General features: G+C 74.9%; 17 protein-coding genes. 7 read left to right on the forward strand and 10 right to left on the reverse strand.

All coding sequences use genetic code 11. The features are described from left to right. Positions 1-52: 52 nt before the first annotated feature. Together D7294_RS29000 and D7294_RS29005 are read left to right on the forward strand one after the other, a co-directional pair. Complete coding sequence (locus tag D7294_RS29000; protein ID WP_120684798.1) at positions 53-466, forward strand: archease; 414 nt, start codon at positions 53-55, stop codon at positions 464-466. Positions 467-666: 200 nt separating this feature from the next. After that, positions 667-2,112 carry an RtcB family protein gene (locus D7294_RS29005; RefSeq protein ID WP_120684775.1) on the forward strand — a complete coding sequence of 482 codons (1,446 nt, stop codon included), beginning with the start codon at positions 667-669 and terminating at the stop codon, positions 2,110-2,112. A 66-nt stretch (positions 2,113-2,178) separates the two neighbouring features. Here D7294_RS29005 and D7294_RS29010 read toward each other — a convergent pair whose 3' ends face one another. After that, on the reverse strand, positions 2,179-2,493 hold the full coding sequence (locus tag D7294_RS29010) for a thioredoxin family protein (protein WP_120684799.1): 315 nt from the start codon (positions 2,491-2,493) through the stop codon (positions 2,179-2,181). Between the two features lie 107 nt (positions 2,494-2,600). Next, positions 2,601-3,074, reverse strand: coding sequence for a MerR family transcriptional regulator (locus tag D7294_RS29015; RefSeq protein WP_120684776.1), 474 nt, complete (start codon positions 3,072-3,074; stop codon positions 2,601-2,603). A gap of 81 nt (positions 3,075-3,155) precedes the next feature. Here D7294_RS29015 and D7294_RS29020 point away from each other — a divergent pair, with 81 nt between their 5' ends. Together D7294_RS29020 and D7294_RS29025 are read left to right on the forward strand one after the other, a co-directional pair. Continuing rightward, entirely contained in the window at positions 3,156-4,355 is a 1,200-nt protein-coding gene (locus D7294_RS29020) for a DUF4032 domain-containing protein (protein ID WP_120684777.1), read from the forward strand. Between the two features lie 153 nt (positions 4,356-4,508). Then, the gene (locus D7294_RS29025) at positions 4,509-5,432 is read left to right on the forward strand and encodes a lysylphosphatidylglycerol synthase transmembrane domain-containing protein (RefSeq protein ID WP_120684778.1); all 924 of its coding nucleotides are present in this window, start codon (positions 4,509-4,511) and stop codon (positions 5,430-5,432) included. 70 nt (positions 5,433-5,502) lie between these two features. Here the strand turns inward: D7294_RS29025 and D7294_RS29030 are convergent, their stop codons facing one another. Both D7294_RS29030 and D7294_RS29035 read right to left on the reverse strand, forming a co-directional pair. Further along, entirely contained in the window at positions 5,503-6,486 is a 984-nt protein-coding gene (locus tag D7294_RS29030; RefSeq protein WP_120684779.1) for an arabinan endo-1,5-alpha-L-arabinosidase, read from the reverse strand. A gap of 342 nt (positions 6,487-6,828) precedes the next feature. Continuing rightward, entirely contained in the window at positions 6,829-8,316 is a 1,488-nt protein-coding gene (locus D7294_RS29035; protein ID WP_120684780.1) for a GntP family permease, read from the reverse strand. A 449-nt stretch (positions 8,317-8,765) separates the two neighbouring features. Here D7294_RS29035 and D7294_RS29040 point away from each other — a divergent pair, with 449 nt between their 5' ends. After that, entirely contained in the window at positions 8,766-9,704 is a 939-nt protein-coding gene (locus D7294_RS29040) for an ABC transporter substrate-binding protein (RefSeq protein ID WP_120684781.1), read from the forward strand. 103 nt (positions 9,705-9,807) lie between these two features. Here the strand turns inward: D7294_RS29040 and D7294_RS29045 are convergent, their stop codons facing one another. Together D7294_RS29045 and D7294_RS29050 are read right to left on the reverse strand one after the other, a co-directional pair. Continuing rightward, the gene (locus D7294_RS29045; RefSeq protein WP_277751130.1) at positions 9,808-11,340 is read right to left on the reverse strand and encodes an MFS transporter; all 1,533 of its coding nucleotides are present in this window, start codon (positions 11,338-11,340) and stop codon (positions 9,808-9,810) included. A gap of 126 nt (positions 11,341-11,466) precedes the next feature. Then, positions 11,467-11,892 (reverse strand): nuclear transport factor 2 family protein, encoded by a 426-nt coding sequence (locus D7294_RS29050; RefSeq protein ID WP_120684783.1) that lies wholly within the window; start codon positions 11,890-11,892, stop codon positions 11,467-11,469. 73 nt (positions 11,893-11,965) lie between these two features. On the opposite strand from D7294_RS29050, the gene D7294_RS29055 reads away from it, so the two are divergent. Together D7294_RS29055 and D7294_RS29060 are read left to right on the forward strand one after the other, a co-directional pair. Then, on the forward strand, positions 11,966-12,592 hold the full coding sequence (locus D7294_RS29055; protein WP_206619582.1) for a TetR/AcrR family transcriptional regulator: 627 nt from the start codon (positions 11,966-11,968) through the stop codon (positions 12,590-12,592). 141 nt (positions 12,593-12,733) lie between these two features. Further along, positions 12,734-13,459: a TetR/AcrR family transcriptional regulator gene (locus D7294_RS29060; RefSeq protein ID WP_120684785.1), complete on the forward strand. Its 726-nt coding sequence runs from the start codon at positions 12,734-12,736 to the stop codon at positions 13,457-13,459. A 101-nt stretch (positions 13,460-13,560) separates the two neighbouring features. On the opposite strand, the gene D7294_RS29065 is transcribed toward D7294_RS29060, so the two are convergent. The 4 genes from D7294_RS29065 to D7294_RS29080 all read right to left on the reverse strand — a co-directional run bounded on the left by D7294_RS29065 (position 13,561) and on the right by D7294_RS29080 (position 17,862). After that, a complete protein-coding gene (locus D7294_RS29065) occupies positions 13,561-14,772 on the reverse strand; it encodes an FAD-dependent oxidoreductase (protein ID WP_120684786.1) in 1,212 nt (403 codons plus the stop codon). 266 nt (positions 14,773-15,038) lie between these two features. Beyond that, positions 15,039-15,926 carry an ABC transporter permease gene (locus D7294_RS29070; protein ID WP_120684787.1) on the reverse strand — a complete coding sequence of 296 codons (888 nt, stop codon included), beginning with the start codon at positions 15,924-15,926 and terminating at the stop codon, positions 15,039-15,041. Beyond that, on the reverse strand, positions 15,923-16,834 hold the full coding sequence (locus D7294_RS29075; protein WP_120684788.1) for an ABC transporter ATP-binding protein: 912 nt from the start codon (positions 16,832-16,834) through the stop codon (positions 15,923-15,925). Before D7294_RS29075 ends, D7294_RS29070 begins: the two co-directional genes overlap by 4 nt. 2 nt (positions 16,835-16,836) lie before the next feature. Beyond that, complete coding sequence (locus D7294_RS29080) at positions 16,837-17,862, reverse strand: ABC transporter substrate-binding protein (RefSeq protein ID WP_120684789.1); 1,026 nt, start codon at positions 17,860-17,862, stop codon at positions 16,837-16,839. Positions 17,863-17,994: the final 132 nt, after the last annotated feature.

Genomic DNA, 17,994 nt, shown 5'->3' on the forward strand with positions numbered 1-17,994 from the left:
CGCGCCGGGTCCGGCGTCCGGCGGCGCGTCCGGCCCCGAAGGCGGCGACGCGGTGCGCGGCGGGCACCGCAGCGTCCCGCACACCGCCGACCTGCGGGTCGAGGCGTGGGCGCCGACCCGCGAGGAGACCCTCACGCAGGCCATCCGCGGACTGGTCGAGTCCTTCGTCGATCCCTCGGGCGGCCGCCCGCTGCACACCACCACCGCGGAGATCAGGGCCGAGGAGGACGAGGACCTGCTGGCGGCGCTGATGGACGACGTCGTCTACCGCCTCGACACCGCGGACGAGGTGCCCGTGGGCGCCCGGGTCGCCGCGGTGCCGGGCGGGCTGCGGGTGGACTACCTGATGGCGGACGCCACCGCGCTGCCCGCGGTCGGCGCGGCACCGAAGGCGGTGACCCTGCACGGCCTCAGCCTCGGCCGCACCCGCGCGGGCTGGAGCTGCTCGGTGACCCTCGACGTGTGACCCCCGGGCCTGTAGCCCCCGGGCGTGTAGGCCCCCGTCCCACTGGTTACCCGGCCCCTGCCCGGGCGCCGCGGCACAGGACCGCGGCGACCGCGGCGACCGGGGAACCGGGGAACCGGGACGACGACCGGGGAACCGGGACGACGACCGAGGATCGTGCGGGCCGTGCGGGCCGTGCGGAGAGGGAGGCGGAGCGGGCGATGGCGGAGCAGCCGCGGATCGAGGCGTCGGCCGAGGGGCCGGGACGCTACCGGATAGCCCCCACGGGCGACATGCGGGTGCCCGGGGTGGTCTTCGCCACCGAGGACCCGCTGCCGCAGGCCGCCGGCGACCAGGCGCTCGCGCAGGTGGTGAACGTCGCCGCGCTGCCCGGCATCGTCGGCGCCTCCTACGCCATGCCCGACGTGCACTGGGGCTACGGCTTCCCCATCGGCGGGGTCGCCGCCACCGACGTGGAGGCGGGCGGGGTCGTCTCGCCCGGCGGCGTCGGCTTCGACATCTCCTGCGGGGTCAGGCTGCTCGCCGCCCGCTGCGACCGCGCCGAGCTGGCCCCCCGGCTCCCCGCGGTGATGGACTCGCTCGGCGCCCGCATCCCGCGCGGCGCAGGACGCGGGGCCGTGTGGGAGCTGAGCGACTCCCGGCTCGACCGGGTGCTGGCCGAGGGCGCCCGCCACGCCGTCGACAGTGGCCACGGCGTGGCCCGCGACCTGGCGCGCTGCGAGGACGGCGGGGCGCTCACGGGCGCGGCGGCCGGCGGCGAGGTCGGGCGGCGGGCCAGGGAACGCGGCCTCGGCCAGCTCGGCAGCCTCGGCTCCGGCAACCACTTCCTTGAGGTGCAGGAGGTGGACGAGGTGTACGACGAGGCCGCGGCCGAGGCGATGGGGGTGCGCGCGGGCCAGGTCTGCGTGATGATCCACTGCGGCTCGCGGGGCCTGGGGCACCAGATCTGCACCGACCACGTGCGGACCATGGACCGCGCCATGCGGCGCTACGGGGTGCGGGTCGCCGACCGGCAGCTCGCGGCCGTCCCCGTCACCTCCCCCGAGGGGGAGGCGTACCTGCGGGCGATGGCCGCCGCGGCCAACTACGCCCGGGCCAACCGGCAGTTGCTCTCCGAGGCGGCCCGCAGGGCGTTCACCGGTGAACTCGGCACGGAACGCGGCGGGCTCGACCTGGTCTACGACATCTCGCACAACGTCGCCTCGCTGGAGACCCACCGGGTGGACGGCGCGCCGCGGCGGCTGTGCGTGCACCGCAAGGGCGCCACCAGGGCGCTGCCGCCCGGCCACCGCGACCTTCCGCCCGAGCTGGCCGAGGTGGGCCAGCCGGTGCTGATCCCGGGCACCATGGGCACCGCCTCCTACCTGCTGACCGGGGTCGAGGGGGGCGGGGCCTGGCACTCGGCCTGCCACGGCGCCGGGCGGGTGCGCAGCCGCCACGGCGCGGCCCGCGAGATCGGCGGCGGCCGGCTGCGCGCCGACCTGGAGAGCCGGGGGATCGCGGTGCGCGGCACGACCGCCCGCGGCCTGGCCGAGGAGGCGCCCACCGCGTACAAGGACATCGACGCGGTGGTCGCGGCCACCGAGTCCGCCGGCCTCGCGCGCCGGGTGGCCCGCCTGGTGCCCCTGGGCGTCGTCAAGGGCTGAGGGGGCCCCGGGCGGCGCGGGAGCGCGCCTCCCGGGGCCGGTGCGCCGCGCGGAGGGGCGGGCGCCTCACAGCCAGTTCGCCAGCTCCAGGCGCAGCCGGTGCAGGGGGCGCGCGCCCACCAGCGTCTTCACCGGCGCCCCCGCCTCGAAGAGCATCAGAGTCGGCATCGACAGCACGCCGTAGGCGGACTGGGTGGCCGGGTTGCGGTCCACGTCGAGGCTGACCACCTTCAGCCGGTCCGCGTGCTCCGCGGCCAGCCGGGCCAGCACGGGGGCGATCATCCGGCAGGGCGGGCACCACTCGGCGGTGAAGTCCACCAGCACCAGGCCCCCGGCGCCCAGCACCTCCGCCTCGAAGGTGGCGTCGGTGACCTCCCGCACCGTGCCGCCGCCCTGGTCCCCGTTCCGGTCCCCGCCCGGGTCCCCGTTCAGGTTCCCGTTCGGTGCTCCGTTCGGTGCCGGGGCCAGGTCGTTCTGTGGGTGCTCTCTCACGTCCACGGGCGTGCTCCCTCCTCGGTCACGGCCGGGGCGGGCCCGGCCAGTTCGCAGCGCGGTTCGGGAGCGGCGGCCCCTCCCCGGGGCGCCCCGGCGGCGCCCGCCGGGCCGTGCGACCTGCGCTCCGCCCGCGCGAGCTGGACGCGCAGCCGCTCGCGCACGTCCTGCAGCCGGGCCAGGCAGGCGTCGAGCTCCGCCAGCTTGCGCCGGTAGGTCTCGATGGACGCCGGGCAGGCGTCGCCCTCCGGCTGCCCCGAGCGCAGGCACTCGACGAAGGGCCTGGTCTCCTCCAGCTCGAAGCCGAAGTCCTGCAGCGTCTTGATCTGCCGCAGCAGCCGCAGGTCCTCCTCGTCGTAGGAGCGGTAGCCGTTCTCGCCGCGCCGGGCGGCCAGCAGCCCGCGCGACTCGTAGTACCGCAGGGTCCGGGTGGTGGTGCCCGCCCTTCTCGCCAGCTCTCCGATGCGCATGCCCGCGACGGTAGACCTTGACGCCGACGTCCGGGCAAGCCCGCCCGCCGCACCCCGGGCCGGCTCCCGCAGACTGGAGGCATGGATCTGGAGATCACGGCCATGGACCCGGCGCACCCGGCGACCCTGCTCGACCTGCCCTGGGACGTGCCGCTCGAGGAGTGGCCCGAGCGGCACCTGGTCGCGCTGCCGCGCGGTATCTCCCGGCACGTCGTCCGCTTCGCCAAGGCGGGCAGCGAGGTGGTGGCGGTCAAGGAGGTCGGCGAGTGGGCCGCGGCGCGCGAGTACCAGCTGCTGCGCGACCTCGACCGGCTCGGCGTGCCGGCCGTCGACCCGGTGGCGGTGGTCACCGGCCGCCGCGACGCCCGGGGCGAGCCGCTGGAGCCGGTGCTCATCACCCGGCAGCTGAAGGGCTCGCTGCCCTACCGCTCCATGTTCGAGACGACGCTGCGCCCCGGCACCATCAAGCGGCTGCTCGACGCGCTCGCGGTGCTGCTGGTGCGGCTGCACCTCAACGGCTTCGCCTGGGGCGACTGCTCGCTGTCGAACACCCTCTTCCGCCGGGACGCGGGCGCGTACGCGGCCTACCTGGTGGACGCGGAGACCGGCCAGATAGCGCCCACCCTCTCCCGCGGCCAGCGCGAGTACGACCTGGACACCGCGCGGCTGAACATCGCGGGCGAACTGATGGACCTGGAGGCGGGCGGCTCCCTGCACCCCGCGGTGGACCCGATCCCGTTCGGCGAGGAGATCGTGGAGCGGTACGGCGCCCTGTGGCACGAGCTGACCCGCACCTCCGTCTACCCCAGGGACAAGCGCCACTACATCGACCGGCGCATCAGGCGGCTGAACGAACTCGGCTTCGACGTGGCCGAGATGCAGATCCAGCGGGCGAAGGACGGGGACGCGATCAGCTTCGTGCCCAAGGTGGTGGACGCCGGCCACCACCAGCGCCAGCTGCTGCGCCTGACCGGGCTGGACGCGGAGGAGAACCAGGCCCGCAGCCTGCTGAACGACCTGGAGACCTGGATGGCCGGCCAGGAGGACTACGCGCCCGGCGATCCGCTCGGGGCGCGGCCCGAGGTCCTGGCGCACCGCTGGGTCAGGGACGTCTTCCGGCCCGCCGTCAGGTCGGTGCCGCCGGAGCTGCGGGCGGGCGTGGACACCGCGCAGATCTACCACGAGTTGCTCGAACACCGCCTGATGCTCTCGGAGAGCCGGCACCAGGACGTGCCGATGTCGGTGGCGGCCGAGGACTACGTCCAGCAGTTCTTCTCCTGAGCCCCCGGCGGGCGCGGCCGGCCGCGGGCCCGCGGCGCGCGGTGAACGGCGGCGCGCGGTGAACGGCGGGGCGCCGGGCGCGGCCCGCCGTCCGTCCCCCTCCCGTCACCGGCAGGTCTCCCTCGGGTCACCTGCCCACGCCACCCTGTCGGCGTGCTGCGCCGCCTGCTGTGCCTGCTTCCCCTCGCCGCCGTCCTGTGCTGGCTGGCCACGCACCGCGCGCTCCTCGGGGACGGCGCCCGCGCGGTGCTCAGGGCGAACGGCTACGGCCTGCTGGCCGCCTTCGCCACCACGGCCCTGGGCTGGGTGGCCGTCTCCTTCGCCCGCCAGGGCACCGTGCCGGAGCGCCTGCCAGCGCGCCGGCTGCTGGCGACGCAGGTGGCCGCGGCCTCCGCCAACCACCTGCTGCCCTCCGGCATCGGCGCCGGGGCGGTCAACGTCCGCTTCCTGGCCCGTTGCGGGGTGCCCGCCGCCCGCTACCCGGCGGCGCTCGCGCTGTACCTCCTCGCCGAGGGCGTCTCCCGGCTCGCGCTGCTGCTGGCGGTGTTCGCCGTCTTCCCCGGCGCGCTGCGCCCCGGCGCGCTGTCCCCGGACCTGGGCGGCGTGCCGCCGGCGGCCGTCCTGGCGGTGGTGCTGCTCGCGCTCGCCCTGCCGGTCCCGTTCGTCGCCGGCCGGGCGCGCCGCGCGGTGCGCCGCTTCCTGGCCCACGCCTTCGCCGACATCCGCTCGGTGCACGCCCGGCCCGCGCGGGCGCTGGCGCTGTGGGGCGGCTCGCTCGCCTTTCCGCTGCTCCAGGCCGCCGGCCTGGTCGCCGTCGCCCTGTCGCTCGGCCTCGGCGTGCCGGCCGGGCACGTGGTGCTCGCCTACCTGGCGGCCTCGGTGCTCGCCGCGGCCGTGCCCTCGCCCGGCGGCATCGGCTCGGTCGACGCCTCCCTGGTCCTCGCGCTGGCCGCGATCGGGGCCCCGGTGGGCGCCGCCACCTCGACGGTGCTCGCCTACCGGACCGTCACCGTGTGGCTGCCGCTGCTGCCGGGGGCGCTGCTGCTCGGCGCGCTCGTCCGCCGGAGGGTGGTGTGAGCGGGCCTGCCTCCCCGGCACGCGGAAGGCGAGGGCGGCCGCGTGCCGGGGCGGGACCGGGCGTGAGGGGTCAGTAGGCGACCGGCCAGCCGCTGCTCCAGTCGAGGAGGTTGACGCCCAGCTTCGGGGCGCCGTTGTCCTGCCCGTCGTAGTAGTGGTAGACGAGCAGGTCGCCGTCCACGTCGTGCATGACGGACTGCCCGCCGGGGCCGATGTAGCGGCCGTGGGACTCCAGCACCTCGGTGCCGCCCCCGTTGCGCAGGTCGACCCCGTTGCGGTCCACGAAGGGCCCGGTCCTGCTGGTCGAGCGCCCCACCCGGATGTGGTAGGTGCTGCTGGTGCCGGCGCAGCAGGTGCCGTAGGAGGCGAACAGGTAGTAGTAGCCGCCGTGCTTGACCAGCGCCGGGCCCTCGATGCCGCCGCTCGCCGAGGCCAGGCTGTACACGGTGCGGTTGGCGGAGCTCTGCTTGCCGGTGGCGGGGTCGAGCTGGATCAGCTTGATCCCGGTCCACCAGGAGCCGAACGCGAGCCACCAGGTGCCGTCGTCGTCGACGAGGAGGCTGGGGTCGATCGCGTTGTAGTTCGACGAGCTGCTGGTGCTGTGCACGATGCCCCGGTCGGTGAAGCTGCCGGGCAGGCCGGTGGAGCTGGTGGCCAGGCCGATGGCCGAGGTGTTGGAGCCGAAGCTGGAGACGGCGTAGTACATCCAGTAGGTGCCGTTGTGGTAGGAGACGTCCGGCGCCCAGGGGCTCCGCTCGGGGGAGTAGGCGGACCACCAGGACTGGGGGGAGGAGAAGGCGGACCCGGCGTTGACGAACGCGATCCGGTCGGTGGAGGTCCTGGCGTCCAGCAGGTTGTTGGAGCCGTAGAGGGCGTAGGTGCCGTCGGCCGTCCGCACCATCGACGGGTCGTGGATGCCGACGGCCCCGGTGACGACCCCGGGGTTCGGGTAGGCGACGGCGCTCGAGGGGAGGAGCAACAGCGCGCTGGCGGCGGCCAGTACGACCGTTGCGACCCTCCCGGTGCGGCGGCGTGTGCGTGCGGTCTGGCTCACGGCGGCTCTCCTGACGTCCCTCGGGTGCGAGCGGCCGCGCCGCTCGCCTGTGCGCTGACGCCCCTTCGTCGTCGCGAACCGGCCGGAAGGTTGCCGGCCCACGGCGGGAGGCCGCCCCCGCGCGCGGGCGGCCACGAACGGCGGCGCGGTGGCCCACGTGGGAGGCCCCCCATCGGCACGGGCCTTCGGCCGGCGGGGTGCCAGGAGCCGCAACGGCTGCTCGCCGGCTCGCGCGGGAGCCGCCCGCGGGAGCCGGCCGGCCGCCCTCGACGCTTCCGATCGTTGCCGGATTGCCCGCCGGGGCCACACGCCCTCGCCGTGGTGACAGGCCCGGCGGGCGCCTCAGGCCAGTGGCCACACCAGCAGGGTCAGCAGGAAGGCCGCGAGGCCCAGGGTGGTCTCCACCACCGTCCAGGTCCGCAGCGTCGTCTTCTCGTCCATCCCGAAGAACCGGCTGACCAGCCAGAAGCCCGAGTCGTTGACGTGCGAGAGCACCGTGGCGCCCGCCGCGATGGCCACCACGAGCAGCGAGATTTTGAGGTCGCCCGGCTGGGCCTCGGCCACCGGGCCCGCGATCAGCCCCGCCGTCGTGGTCAGCGCCACCGTGGCCGAGCCCTGGGCGACCCGCAGTAGCGCGGAGATGACGAAGGCCTGCACGACCAGGGAGAACCCGAGGTCGGCCAGCGAGTCGCTCAACGCCGCCCCGATGCCGCTGAGTTCGAGTACGCCGCCGAACATGCCGCCCGCGCCGGTGATCAGGATGATCGAGCAGACCGGCCCCAGCGCCTCGTCCACGAGGCCGGTGACCTGGGCCATGGAGGAGGCGCGCGGCCGGCCCAGCAGCAGGATCGCGGCGAGGACCGTGATCAGCAGCGCCACCGGCGTGTTGCCGAGCAGGCCGAGGAACTCCGCCCAGTCCTCGCCCTCGTCGATCGTCCCGGCGGTGGTCAGCGTGTCGACGACGGTGTCGCAGGAGATCAGCACCAGCGGCACCAGCAGCAGCGCCAGGACGGTGCCGAAGGCCGGCGGGCGCTCCCCGAGCGCCGGGCGCGGCGCGCCCCCCTCGCCCGGCCCGGCCGCCACGGCGGGCCCCGCCTGGGCCCGGCCGGGGCCCGCGGCCTCTCCGCCCGGCCCGGCGGCCCGCCCGTGCTCGTCCCGCACCTCGCCGAACAGGGCGTTCGGCACGTCCAGGGCGATGCGGGCGCCCATGAGGCGCGAGATCGGCACAACGCCGGCGTACCAGGCGACGACGCCGATCGGAATTCCCACCAGCATCGTGACGCCGATGTTGCCGTCCAGCGCCTCGGCCGCGGCCACCGGCCCCGGGTGCGGCGGGGTCATGGCGTGCATGGCGGCGAAGGCGCCCGCCGCGGGGAGCGCGTACAGCAGCAGCGAGCCGCCGAAACGGCGGGCCACGGTGAGGATGATCGGCAGGAACACCACCAGGCCGGCGTCGAAGAAGATCGGGAAGCCGAAGAAGAGCGCCGCCACGCCGAGGGCGAGCGGGGCCCTGCGCTCCCCGAACCTGCCGATCAGCGTGTCCGCGAGCACCTGGGCGCCGCCGGTGACCTCCAGCAGCCGCCCCAGCATCACGCCGAAGGCGACCAGCAGGGCCACGGAGCCGATGGTGTCGGCGAAGCCGTAGGCCAGGACGTCGGGTATGTCGGCCAGCGGGAAGCCCACGGCGAGCGCCGTGAGCACGCTGGTGAGGACCAGCGCCACGAAGGCGTGCAGCTTCACCCGCATGATCAGGAACAGCAGCAGGGCGACGGCCACCGCCGCGATCAGCAGCAGCGTGCCGGTGCCGTAGGCCGGGTCGATCGCTTCCATCGAACGCTCCGTTGGGTTCTCGGGAGTTCTTCCTGTCCCGGGGCACGGCCGGTCCCGGCCCGCGCCTCGCCGTTCTCCGCCTCGCCTCCGCCTCCCTGGGCCCTCGCCCGCAGGCGGTCGCCCGGGCGTGGCCGGTCTCGCGAACCTGCCCGTTTCCGGCCGCACTTGGCCCTTCACGCACGACTGCGGTGCGGTTTCCGCTCGCTTCTCGGGTGATCTCGTTCGGAGTTCGGTCGCCGCAGACCACTCAAGCTCATTGGCATGGCTTGATCAATAGGAGGGACGGTGTCCGCCGCCGGGGCCGGTCGCCCGCGCCGCCTCATCCGCCCCAGGCGGCGCCTTGACACCATTTCCCGTACCTATCTACGGTACTTGAGTCAGGTAGTTCCGTTAGGCAACAGCCTCGGGCTGGAGCGCCCGCGACCGTCCCACGGGAGGGATTTCCGGCCATGCGCCTCGCCGTACCCGACCTCGTCTCCAACTCCTACTTCCCGGCCATCGCGGCCGTCGAGCTCGGCTACCTGCGGGACGAGGGCCTCGACGTCACGCTCGACCTGCTCTTCCCCGTCACCGACGCGGCCACCGCGCTGCGCGAGGGCAGGATCGACTTCCTGGCCGGCGCCGCCCACGCCCCGCTGTACGCCGCGGCCGAGGGCTGGGGCGAGCTGCGGCTGCTGGCCGCCCTGGCCAGGAACACCTACTGGTTCCTGGTCGTCCGGGCGGACTCCCCGCTGGAGCGGGGAAAGTGGCGCGCGCTGCGGGAGGCGCGGGTCGGCGCCGCCCCCGGCCCCGACCTGGCCCTGCGGCACCTGCTGGACGCCGCGGGCGTCGACCGGGCGCGGGCCGGCATCGAGATCGCCCCCGTGCCCGGCACCGCGGGGGCGGGGGTCTCCTTCGGCGTGACGGCGGCGGACGCGCTGGAGCGCGGCCTGATCGACGCGTTCTGGGCCAACGGCATGGGCGCCGAGGTGGCGGTGCGCCGCGGCGTGGGCAAGGTCCTCCTCGACGCCCGCCGCGACGGCGGCCCCGCCGCCTCCTTCACCTTCCCCGCCCTGATGACGACCCGCCGCCTCACCGAGGAGAACCCGGCCGCGGCCGCCGCCGCCGTGCGGGCCACGATCCGCGCCCAGGAGGCGCTGCGGGCCGACCCGGGCCTGGCCACCGAGGTCGGCGAACGCCTCTTCCCCGCGATGGAGGCCGGCCTCATCGCCGAGCTGATCCGCCGCGACCTGCCCTTCTACGAGCCCTCGATCGGCCCCGGAACGATCGAGGGCCTGACCTCCTTCGCCCGCGGCGCCGGCCTGCTCGCCCCCGGCGTGGAGGTGCCCTACGAGACGGCCGTGGCCACCGCCTTCTGCCCGCCGGCGCCGCCGGACCCGTCGGCCTGATCCCCGCCGGGCCCGGGCCGCGCCGGCCGTTGACGCCCCCGCCGACCGTTGACGCCACCGGCCGTTGACGCCGCCGCCCGGCGCCGCCCGCCCGCCGCCCGGCTCAGCCCGCCCCGGCGGGGCCGCGCCCCTCGGCGGCGCGCAGGGGCCCGGTGAGCAGGAAGACCGCGAGCGCCGCCAGGCACAGGAACGCCGCCGCGCCGAGCCCGGCCACCGCGTAGCCGTGGACGGCCGCCTGCCGCGCGGCGCCCGGGTGGGAGCGCAGGTAGTGGCCGGTGGCGGTGCCGGCGACCGTGCTGAGCAGCGCGGTGCCGAGCGAGGCCCCGATCTGCTGCGCCGTCATGACCCCGGCGCCCGCCACGGCCGTGTCCGGGCCCGCGCCGAGCGTGGCGGTGCTGTTGGCGGTCACCAGCACCCACCCCGCGCCGAGCCCGACGAGCAGGAAGACCGGCAGCACGTGGGTGGCGTAGCCGCTGTCCACCCGGACCCGGCCGAGCAACGCCAGCCCGGCGGCGACGGCGAGCAACCCGGGGCACAGCAGCGCGCGCACCGGCGCGCGCCCGAGCAGCGGCGCCACCGCGCGCACCCCGAGCATCAGCCCCGCGGTCAGCGGCAGGAAGGCCAACCCGGCCCGCACGGGCGCGTAGCAGAGGACGTTCTGCAGGTAGAAGGTGAGGAAGAACAGCGCGGCGAACATGCCGACGGCCAGGGTGAGTACGGACAGGTAGGAGCCGGCGCGCCGCCGGTCCAGGAGTATCCGGGGCGGCAGCAGCGGCGCGGCGAAGCGGCGTTGCGTCCAGCCGAAGGCGGTCAGCGCGAGCAGCCCGGCGGCCAGCGGGCCGAGGGTCGGCGCCGCGGCCCAGCCCTCCGTCTCCGCCCGGGCGAAGCCGAGGACGAGGGCCATCAGGCCGAGGCCGGCCAGCACCGCGCCCACCACGTCCACCCGTACCCCCGCCGCCCACGGCGCGGGCCGCACCGCGTAGAGCACGCCGGCCGCCGCGGCGAGGGCGATCGGCAGGTTCACATAGCAGCACCACCGCCAGTCGAGCCAGTCGGTGAGGACCCCGCCGAGCAGGACGCCGACGCCCGAGGAGCTGCCCATGACGGTGCCGTAGGCGCCGAACGCCCGGCCGCGCTCGGCGGGTTCGGGGAAGGACGCGGCGAGCGTCGCGAGCACGGCCGGGGTGAGCAGCGCCCCGAAGGCGCCCTGGAGGCCGCGGGCGGCGAGCAGCATGGCGGGCCCGGTCGCCGCGCCGCCCAGCGCGGAGGCGAGCGCGAAGCCGGAGAGCCCCGCCAGCAGGGCGCGCCGGCGCCCGAGGAGGCCGATGAGCCTGCCCCCGAGGAGCAGCAGTCCGCCGTAGCCCAGGGCGAAGGAGGTGATCACCCACTGCCGCCCGGGGTCGGACAGGCCGAGCGCCCGCTGGGCGGAGGGAAGGGCGATGTTCATGATCGTCAGGTCGAGGCCGATCATCAGCTGGGCCGTCGCGACCGCGGCGAGGGCCCACCACCGCCGCGGATCGGGGGGCGGGGGGCCGCCCCGGTGGCCGGGCGGGGCCGCGGCGGGGCGAGCCGATGAGGACGCTTCGGATGCTTCGGATGTGTCGAACGCTTCGGGTGCTTCGGGTGCTGTGGACACGGCATGCCTTGAGGTCGAAGGGGGTCGGGGGAGGCAGGGGGTGCCGAAGGCGAGAAGGCGCGGGGGGCACCCAAGGGGGGTGGGCGCCGGGGGAGGGGCCGCGGCGGGCCGAGCGGTGCCCTGCGGCTAGAACATCCCGTTCCGGTTCGCCGACTCCCCGGGAATCGGCTGCATGACGTCCCAGTGCTCGACGATCCTGCCGTCCTCGTCCAGCCGGAAGATGTCGACGATCGCGGTGCCCGCCTGGCCGGGCACCCGGACCCCGTGCACGTGGGCCACGACGTGGTCGCCCTCGGCGATCAGCCGCTTCACCTCGGCGCGCAGCCCGGGGAAGTCCCGGCGCAGCCCCGCGACGAACGCCGCGAAGCCCTCCCGCCCGTCGGCGATCCGCGGGTTGTGCTGCACGTAGCGCGGCCCGATCAGCCGCAGGGCGGCCTCGGCGTCCTTTTCGTTCAGGCCGGCCTCGTAGAAGGCGAGGACGGTCCGCTTGTTTCGCTCAAGTGCCTCCGGGGCGCGGGAGGTGGGTTCCGCATGCCGAGCAGGGGTGGTCATGACCGGCCTCCTAAGTGGACAGCTGTAGTGCTACGAGCGTAGCACTACAGCTGTCCTCGATACGATGGGGTGCATGGAGGCGACTTCCCCGGCCCGGGGCGGCGCCCGGGGACGCAATCCGCGGGGCCAGGGCGAGCGGTTGCGGGACGAGATCCTCGGCGCCACCCTCCGGCTGCTGGACGAACTCGCGGACGACCAGGCCCTGTCGATGCGCGCCGTGGCCCGCGAGGTGGGCATCGCCGCGACGTCCGTCTACATCCACTTCGCCGACCGGGACGCGCTCGTCCTCGCCGCCCTCGAACGCTGCCACCGCGACCTCAGGGCCGCCATCGACCGGGCAGAGGCGGCCGAGGAGGGGCCGGTGGGCAAGCTGCGCGCCCGGGTGCTGCTCAGCGGCACCTGGGCCCACGCGCACCCGGGGCTCTACAAGGTGATGCACGAGAGCACCCTCAACCGGCGCGCGAGCATGCCCTTCAAACGGGAGCTGGCCGACCGCACCACCCGGGCGGTCAGGCGCTGCATGGACGCCGGGCTCGCGCCCCCCGACGACCCGGCCGCCATCTCCTTCGACCTGCGCGCCGCCGTCCACGGCGCCGTCTCGATGCGGCTGAACCTGCCCGACCAGCCCTGGCCTCCCCTGGAGCAGCAGGTCGACCGCTTCCTGGTCAAGCTGGCCGGGGTGCGGCTGCCCGCCGGCTGAGCCCGCGGGTCCCCGCCCGGCCCGCGCCCCGCGGCGGATCGCGTGACCGGGCGGCGCGGAAACGGCGCGGAGACGGGGCGGCGGAACCGTGCGGCACCACGGGCGGAAGGCCGATAGCGCCCGGCTGTTATCGTCGTCAGCATGGAGCAGGAGGAGGCCACCGGCGCCGAGGCGCACCGCACGCGCATCGTCGAGGCCGCGACGCGGCTGCTGGCCGAGGGCGGTCCCGAGGCCGTCTCGACGCGGGCGGTGAGCGCCCGGGCGGGCGTCCAACCCCCCACCCTCTACCGGCTCTTCGGCGACAAGCAGGGACTGCTCGACGCGGTGGTCGCGCACGGCTTCGCCGCCTACCTGGCCGGCAAGGCCGAGCCCGACCCCACCGGCGACCCGGTGGACGGGCTGCGCCTTGGCTGGGACGAGCACGTCGCTCTCGGCCTCGCCAACCCGGCCCTCTACCGGCTGATGTTCGAGGGCCACCGCCCCGGCACACGCCCCCCGGCGGCGGCCGCCGCCTTCGAGGTGCTCGCCCGCCGCATCCACCGCGTCGCCGAGGCGGGCAGGCTGCGCGTCCCCGAGGAGCGTGCCACCGCCCTGATCCACGCCGCCGGCTCGGGCACGACCCTCACGCTCCTCGCCACCCCCGAGCACAGCCGCGACCCCGAGCTGTCCGCCACCGCCCGCGAGGCCGTCATCGCGGCGCTCACCACGGACGCGCCAGGGCCCGCCGCCGCGCCCGGCACCCCCACCGCCGCCGTCACCGCCGCGGTCACCCTCAGGGCGCTGCTCCCGCAGACCGGAGCCCTCACCGCCGCGGAAGCCGCCCTGCTGCGCGAGTGGCTCGACCGGATCGCCGGCCACTCCGCCTGACCGGCCGCTCCCCCCGAGCCCTCAGCCACCGCCCCCCTCGGCACCCGCCCGATCCGCGGCGACGCGCGCCCGGCGCCGCCCCGCCGCGGGCGGGCCCGCGCTCAGGCGATGGCGTGGGCGTCGCGGACGCTGTCGAGGAGGGAGGTGCGCCGCAGGAACGCCCGCATCCGCTCCTCGTCCTCGGCGACGGCGCGCAGCTCGGCCAGCCGCTGCCGCCGGACCGCGGGGTCCTTCTCCTCCAGGCGGCGCTTGTTGTCCACCGTCTGCCGTTGCACGAAGCGGATGTTGAGCTCGCGGCGGCGGCGTTCGTAGCGGTCGAGCAGGTCGTCCCCGGCGCCGTCGCGGACCGCCTCCAGGGTGGCGACGAGCTCCATGACGTCGTGGATGCCGCAGTTGAGGCCGAGCCCGCCGATGGGGTTGTTGACGTGGGCCGCGTCGCCGGCGAGGAAGACGTTGCCGACGCGGAAACGGGCCGCCACGCGCTGGTGGACCCGGTAGATGCGCCGGTGCACGAGGTCGCCGAGGCCGGCCTCGGGCCAGATCCCGGCCAGCCGCCTGGCCGAGGCCGCGTCCCCGAGCGCCTCCTCGTCCGACTCGCCTACCCGGGTGGGGAACACCGCGCGCCAGCGCCCCGCCATGTCGTCGCCCGCGGCCTTGAAGAGGTTGGTCCACTCGTCGGGGTCGGCGAAGTAGCTGCGTTCGCTGCACTTCATCGCCCCGGCGAAGTCGAACAGGGTGGTGAGGACGAGGAAACGCTCGGGGAAGGTGTAGCCCTCGAAGTCGATGCCCAGGCTCTTGCGGACCGCGCTGCGCCCGCCGTCGCAGCCGAGCAGCCAGCGCCCCGCGAAGCGCTCGGGCCCCTCCGGGCCCGTGGCGTGGGCGACCACCCCGTCGGCGCGCTGCTCGGCGTGGGTGAAGGCACAGCCGCGCCGCACCAGGACGTGGGGCAGCCCGGCCAGGCGGCGCAGGCCCATCCTGGCCAGCTTGTGCTGCTCCGTCTGCACGACGAAGGGGAACGCGGTCTCCTCCCGCAGCACCTCGTGGTCGAGCCTGGCGACGAGTGTGTGCCGCGGCTTGTCCCAGAAGTCGAAGTAGCGGGCCACGAGGCCGACGCTCAGGAACTCGTCCATGATGCCGAGTTCGTTGATCATCTCCAGGGTCGAGGGGTGGAACGTCGAGGCGCGCGGCGAGTCGTCCACCTCCTCGGCGGCTTCGAGCACCGTCACCGGGAAGCCCTTGCGCGCGGCGGCCAGGGCCGCGACGACTCCCACCGGCCCGGCGCCGACCACCACGATGCGGTCCTTGTCAGTCATGCACGAATCTCCGTCCTTCGCCGTCACCGGGCGGGCGCCCGCCGCCCGCCCGGTGACGTGGTGCCGCGCCGCCCCGGAACCCCGGGGCGCCGTGCGCGGCGCGTCCTTGCCGTACGTCGGTGCCTTTCGCACTCTTCGCGTTCTTCGCGTTCTTCGCGCTCTTCGTGTTCTCGGTGGTTCTCGGCCGTTCCCGGCTGCTGTACGCCGTTGTGCGCCGTTCTTCACCGTTCTTCGCGGTGCTGGGCCGGCTGGGCCCCGGGCCCGGGTCAGTCGTGGTCCCCGCCGCCGCTGACGCCGGCCTGCCAGGGGGCGACCAGCCCCTCCAGCCAGCCCACCAGCCGGGTGAGCCCGACGCCGAGCACCATGAGGACGACGATGGGCACGAAGAGCGCGGCGGTGTCGAAGCGCTGCCCGGCCAGGATGATCAGCCCGCCGAGGCCGCCGATCGCGGTGAAGAACTCGGCGATGACGATGCCGATCACCGCGCGCCCGATGCCGAGCCGCAGCCCGGTCATGATGTGCGGGACCGTCGCCGGGAAGATGATCTTGCGCATCAGGGCGAACTCGCCCGCCACGAAGGAGTTCCCGACCTCGACGAGGCTGCGCGGCACCGCCTTCACCCCGGCCCTGGTGCTGATGATGATCGGGAAGATCGTCATCACCACGACCACGGCGACCTTCACCGTGAAGCCGAGCCCGAACCACAGCAGGAACAGCGGGATGAACGCCACCATCGGCATCGAGTAGCCCGCCGTGATGTAGAGGCCGACCGCCGCCTCGACCACCCGGTAGCGGCCCACCAGCATGCCGATGACGATGCCGGCCGCGGCGGCGAGGAAGTAGCCGAGGAACAGCGGCTTCAGGCTGTCCCACAGTGCCGTCAGGAGCGTGCCGTCGGCGAGTTCGTCCTTGAAGGTCCTGGCGATGGCCGTCGGGTAGGTGGCGAACAGCGGGTCCATGCGGCGGCCCACGATCTCCCAGACCACCAGCAGGACCACCAGCGAGGCCGCCGTGATCAGGCGGTACCTGTGGCGCCGCACGAAGCCGGTCCCCCGGGTGGGCGCGGGGGCCCCGGACGGTGGGGCGCCGGCGCCTGGCGCCGCCGCCCCCGCGGCCCGGGCCCCGGCGGTGAGCGTTCCGTTTCGCGTCGTCACTTCCCCGCGCTCCTTTCCGCGCCGGACCCGGCGGCCCGCAGGACGGCGTTCCGCGCCGGTTCCTCCTCGGGCGCGTGTTCCATGAGGGAGCGCCAGATCTCGTAGCGCAGTTCGGCGAAGGTCTCCGTGCCGCGCACCGCGACCAGGTCCTCGCGCGACCCCTCGATCGGCACCTCGAACACCCGCTTGACGCGGCCCGGGTTGGGCGACATCAGGACCACCCGATGGGCCAGGAGCACCGCCTCGTCGAGGTCGTGGGTGACGAAGACGATGGTCTTTCCGGTCTCCCGGTGAATGCGCAGCACCTCGGCCTGCAGCCCCTCGCGGGTCTGCGCGTCGAGGGCGCCGAACGGCTCGTCCATCAGCAGCACCTGCGGGTCGATGCTCAACGCCCGTGCCAGGCCGACGCGTTGCTTCATCCCGCCGGAGAGCTGGCTGGGGCGGCGGTCCATGGCGTGGCCGAGGCCGACCAGGGCCAGCTTCTCCCGGGCGATGCGCCGCCGCTCCGGCTTGGGCACGCCCTTGACCTCAAGGCCGAACTCGACGTTCTGGAGCGCGGTGCGCCAGGGGAAGAGTTCGGCGTGCTGGAAGACGAGGCCGCGGTCGTAGCCGCAGCCGGTGACCGCCTGCCCGCCGACCGACACCCCGCCGCTGGTCGCCTTCTCCAGGCCCATGATGATCCGCAGCAGCGTGGTCTTGCCGCAGCCGCTCAGCCCGGTGAGGGCGATGATCTCGCCGTCCGCCACCGTGAGCGACACCTCGTTCAGGGCCCTGATGTGCTGCCGGCGCCTGCCGACGGTGAGTTCGAAGTCCTTGGAGACCCGGTCGACGACGACGCGGTCGGCGGCCGGGGCCGCCCGTTCCGGGCCGCCCCGTGGGGTCGTCGCTGCGAGCTTCTGATCGGGCATGATCACTCCTCCAGCATTCGGAGAGCGGCCTGTTGGTAGGAGGTGTCGACCAGGCTCTCCAGGTCGATGTCCTCGGTGATCTGATCGGCCTCCTCGAGCACGCCCTCCTGGTACCGGAGCATGCTCATGTCCACCCCGCCGTCGGGGTCCACGAGGTGCCGTTCGCGGATCAGGTCGTCCAGGTAGGTGACGGCCGGGTCGTCGGGGGTCGTGCCGAGGGCCTCGGCGGACACCTGCCTGGCCTCGTTCTGGTGGTCGTAGGCGTACCGCAGGCCCTCGATCATTGCCGCGAGGTAGCGCCGCGCGGCCTCCGGCTTGCGGTCGAGGCTCTCGTCGTTGGCGACGATCATGTAGCGGGGGTACTGGGGGATCAGGTCGGGCGAGAGCGCGAGGACCCTGACCCCGTCCGCCTCCGCCTGGGGAACGTAGTCCGCGGGCGAGGAGGCCGCGTCCACCGCGCCCGCGACCACCGCGCGGTAACGGTCGGCGTTCCCCCCGGCGTTGACCAGGTCGACGCTGCCCCAGTCCACGCCGCTCCGCTCCAGCATCGAGCGGGCCACCAGCGCCGGCAGGCCCGTCGGGGAGGAGATGGCGACGCTCTTGCCCGCCAGGTCGGCCAGGGAGTCGTACTCCCGGCCCGCGTAGATGGCGTACGGCATGCCCTGCATGGACGAGCCGATGATCGTGGCGTGCAGGCCGCCGCCCTGGGCGGCGATCAGGAGGTCGCCCGGGCTCTGCTCGATCGCGTCCACCTCCCCGGCGGCGAGCGCCGGGTAGATCTGCGAGGAGCTCTGGAGCTGGACGAACTCGACGTGCACGCCGTGCTTCTCGTAGAAGCCCTGTTCCTGGGCCATGTGCAGGAAGCCGCAGTCGCTTGAACACGGCATCACCCCCACCTTCCAGGTCAGGGGATCGGAGTCCGCGGCGTGGGAGCTCATGCAGCCGCCCGCCGTCGCGACCGCGAGGAGGGCGAACGCCGCGGCGAGAAAGCGGCGTGCCCTCCTTCGCGTCCTTGTCCTTGCCTTCATGGGCCTCTCCGTAAGTTGTTGGGCGGCCCGGGAGGGCCGGATGTGGCTTATGGGTCCTTGCCTTCAGTGGCTGACTAGGAGTGGCCGTCCGGCTCTCCGGGGCGCCCTGGCTGCTGATTGAGATGTGCGCGC

Origin of the sequence: Streptomyces hoynatensis, from assembly GCF_003626535.1 — a bacterium.
In the GTDB taxonomy this organism is placed as follows: domain Bacteria; phylum Actinomycetota; class Actinomycetes; order Streptomycetales; family Streptomycetaceae; genus Streptomyces; species Streptomyces hoynatensis.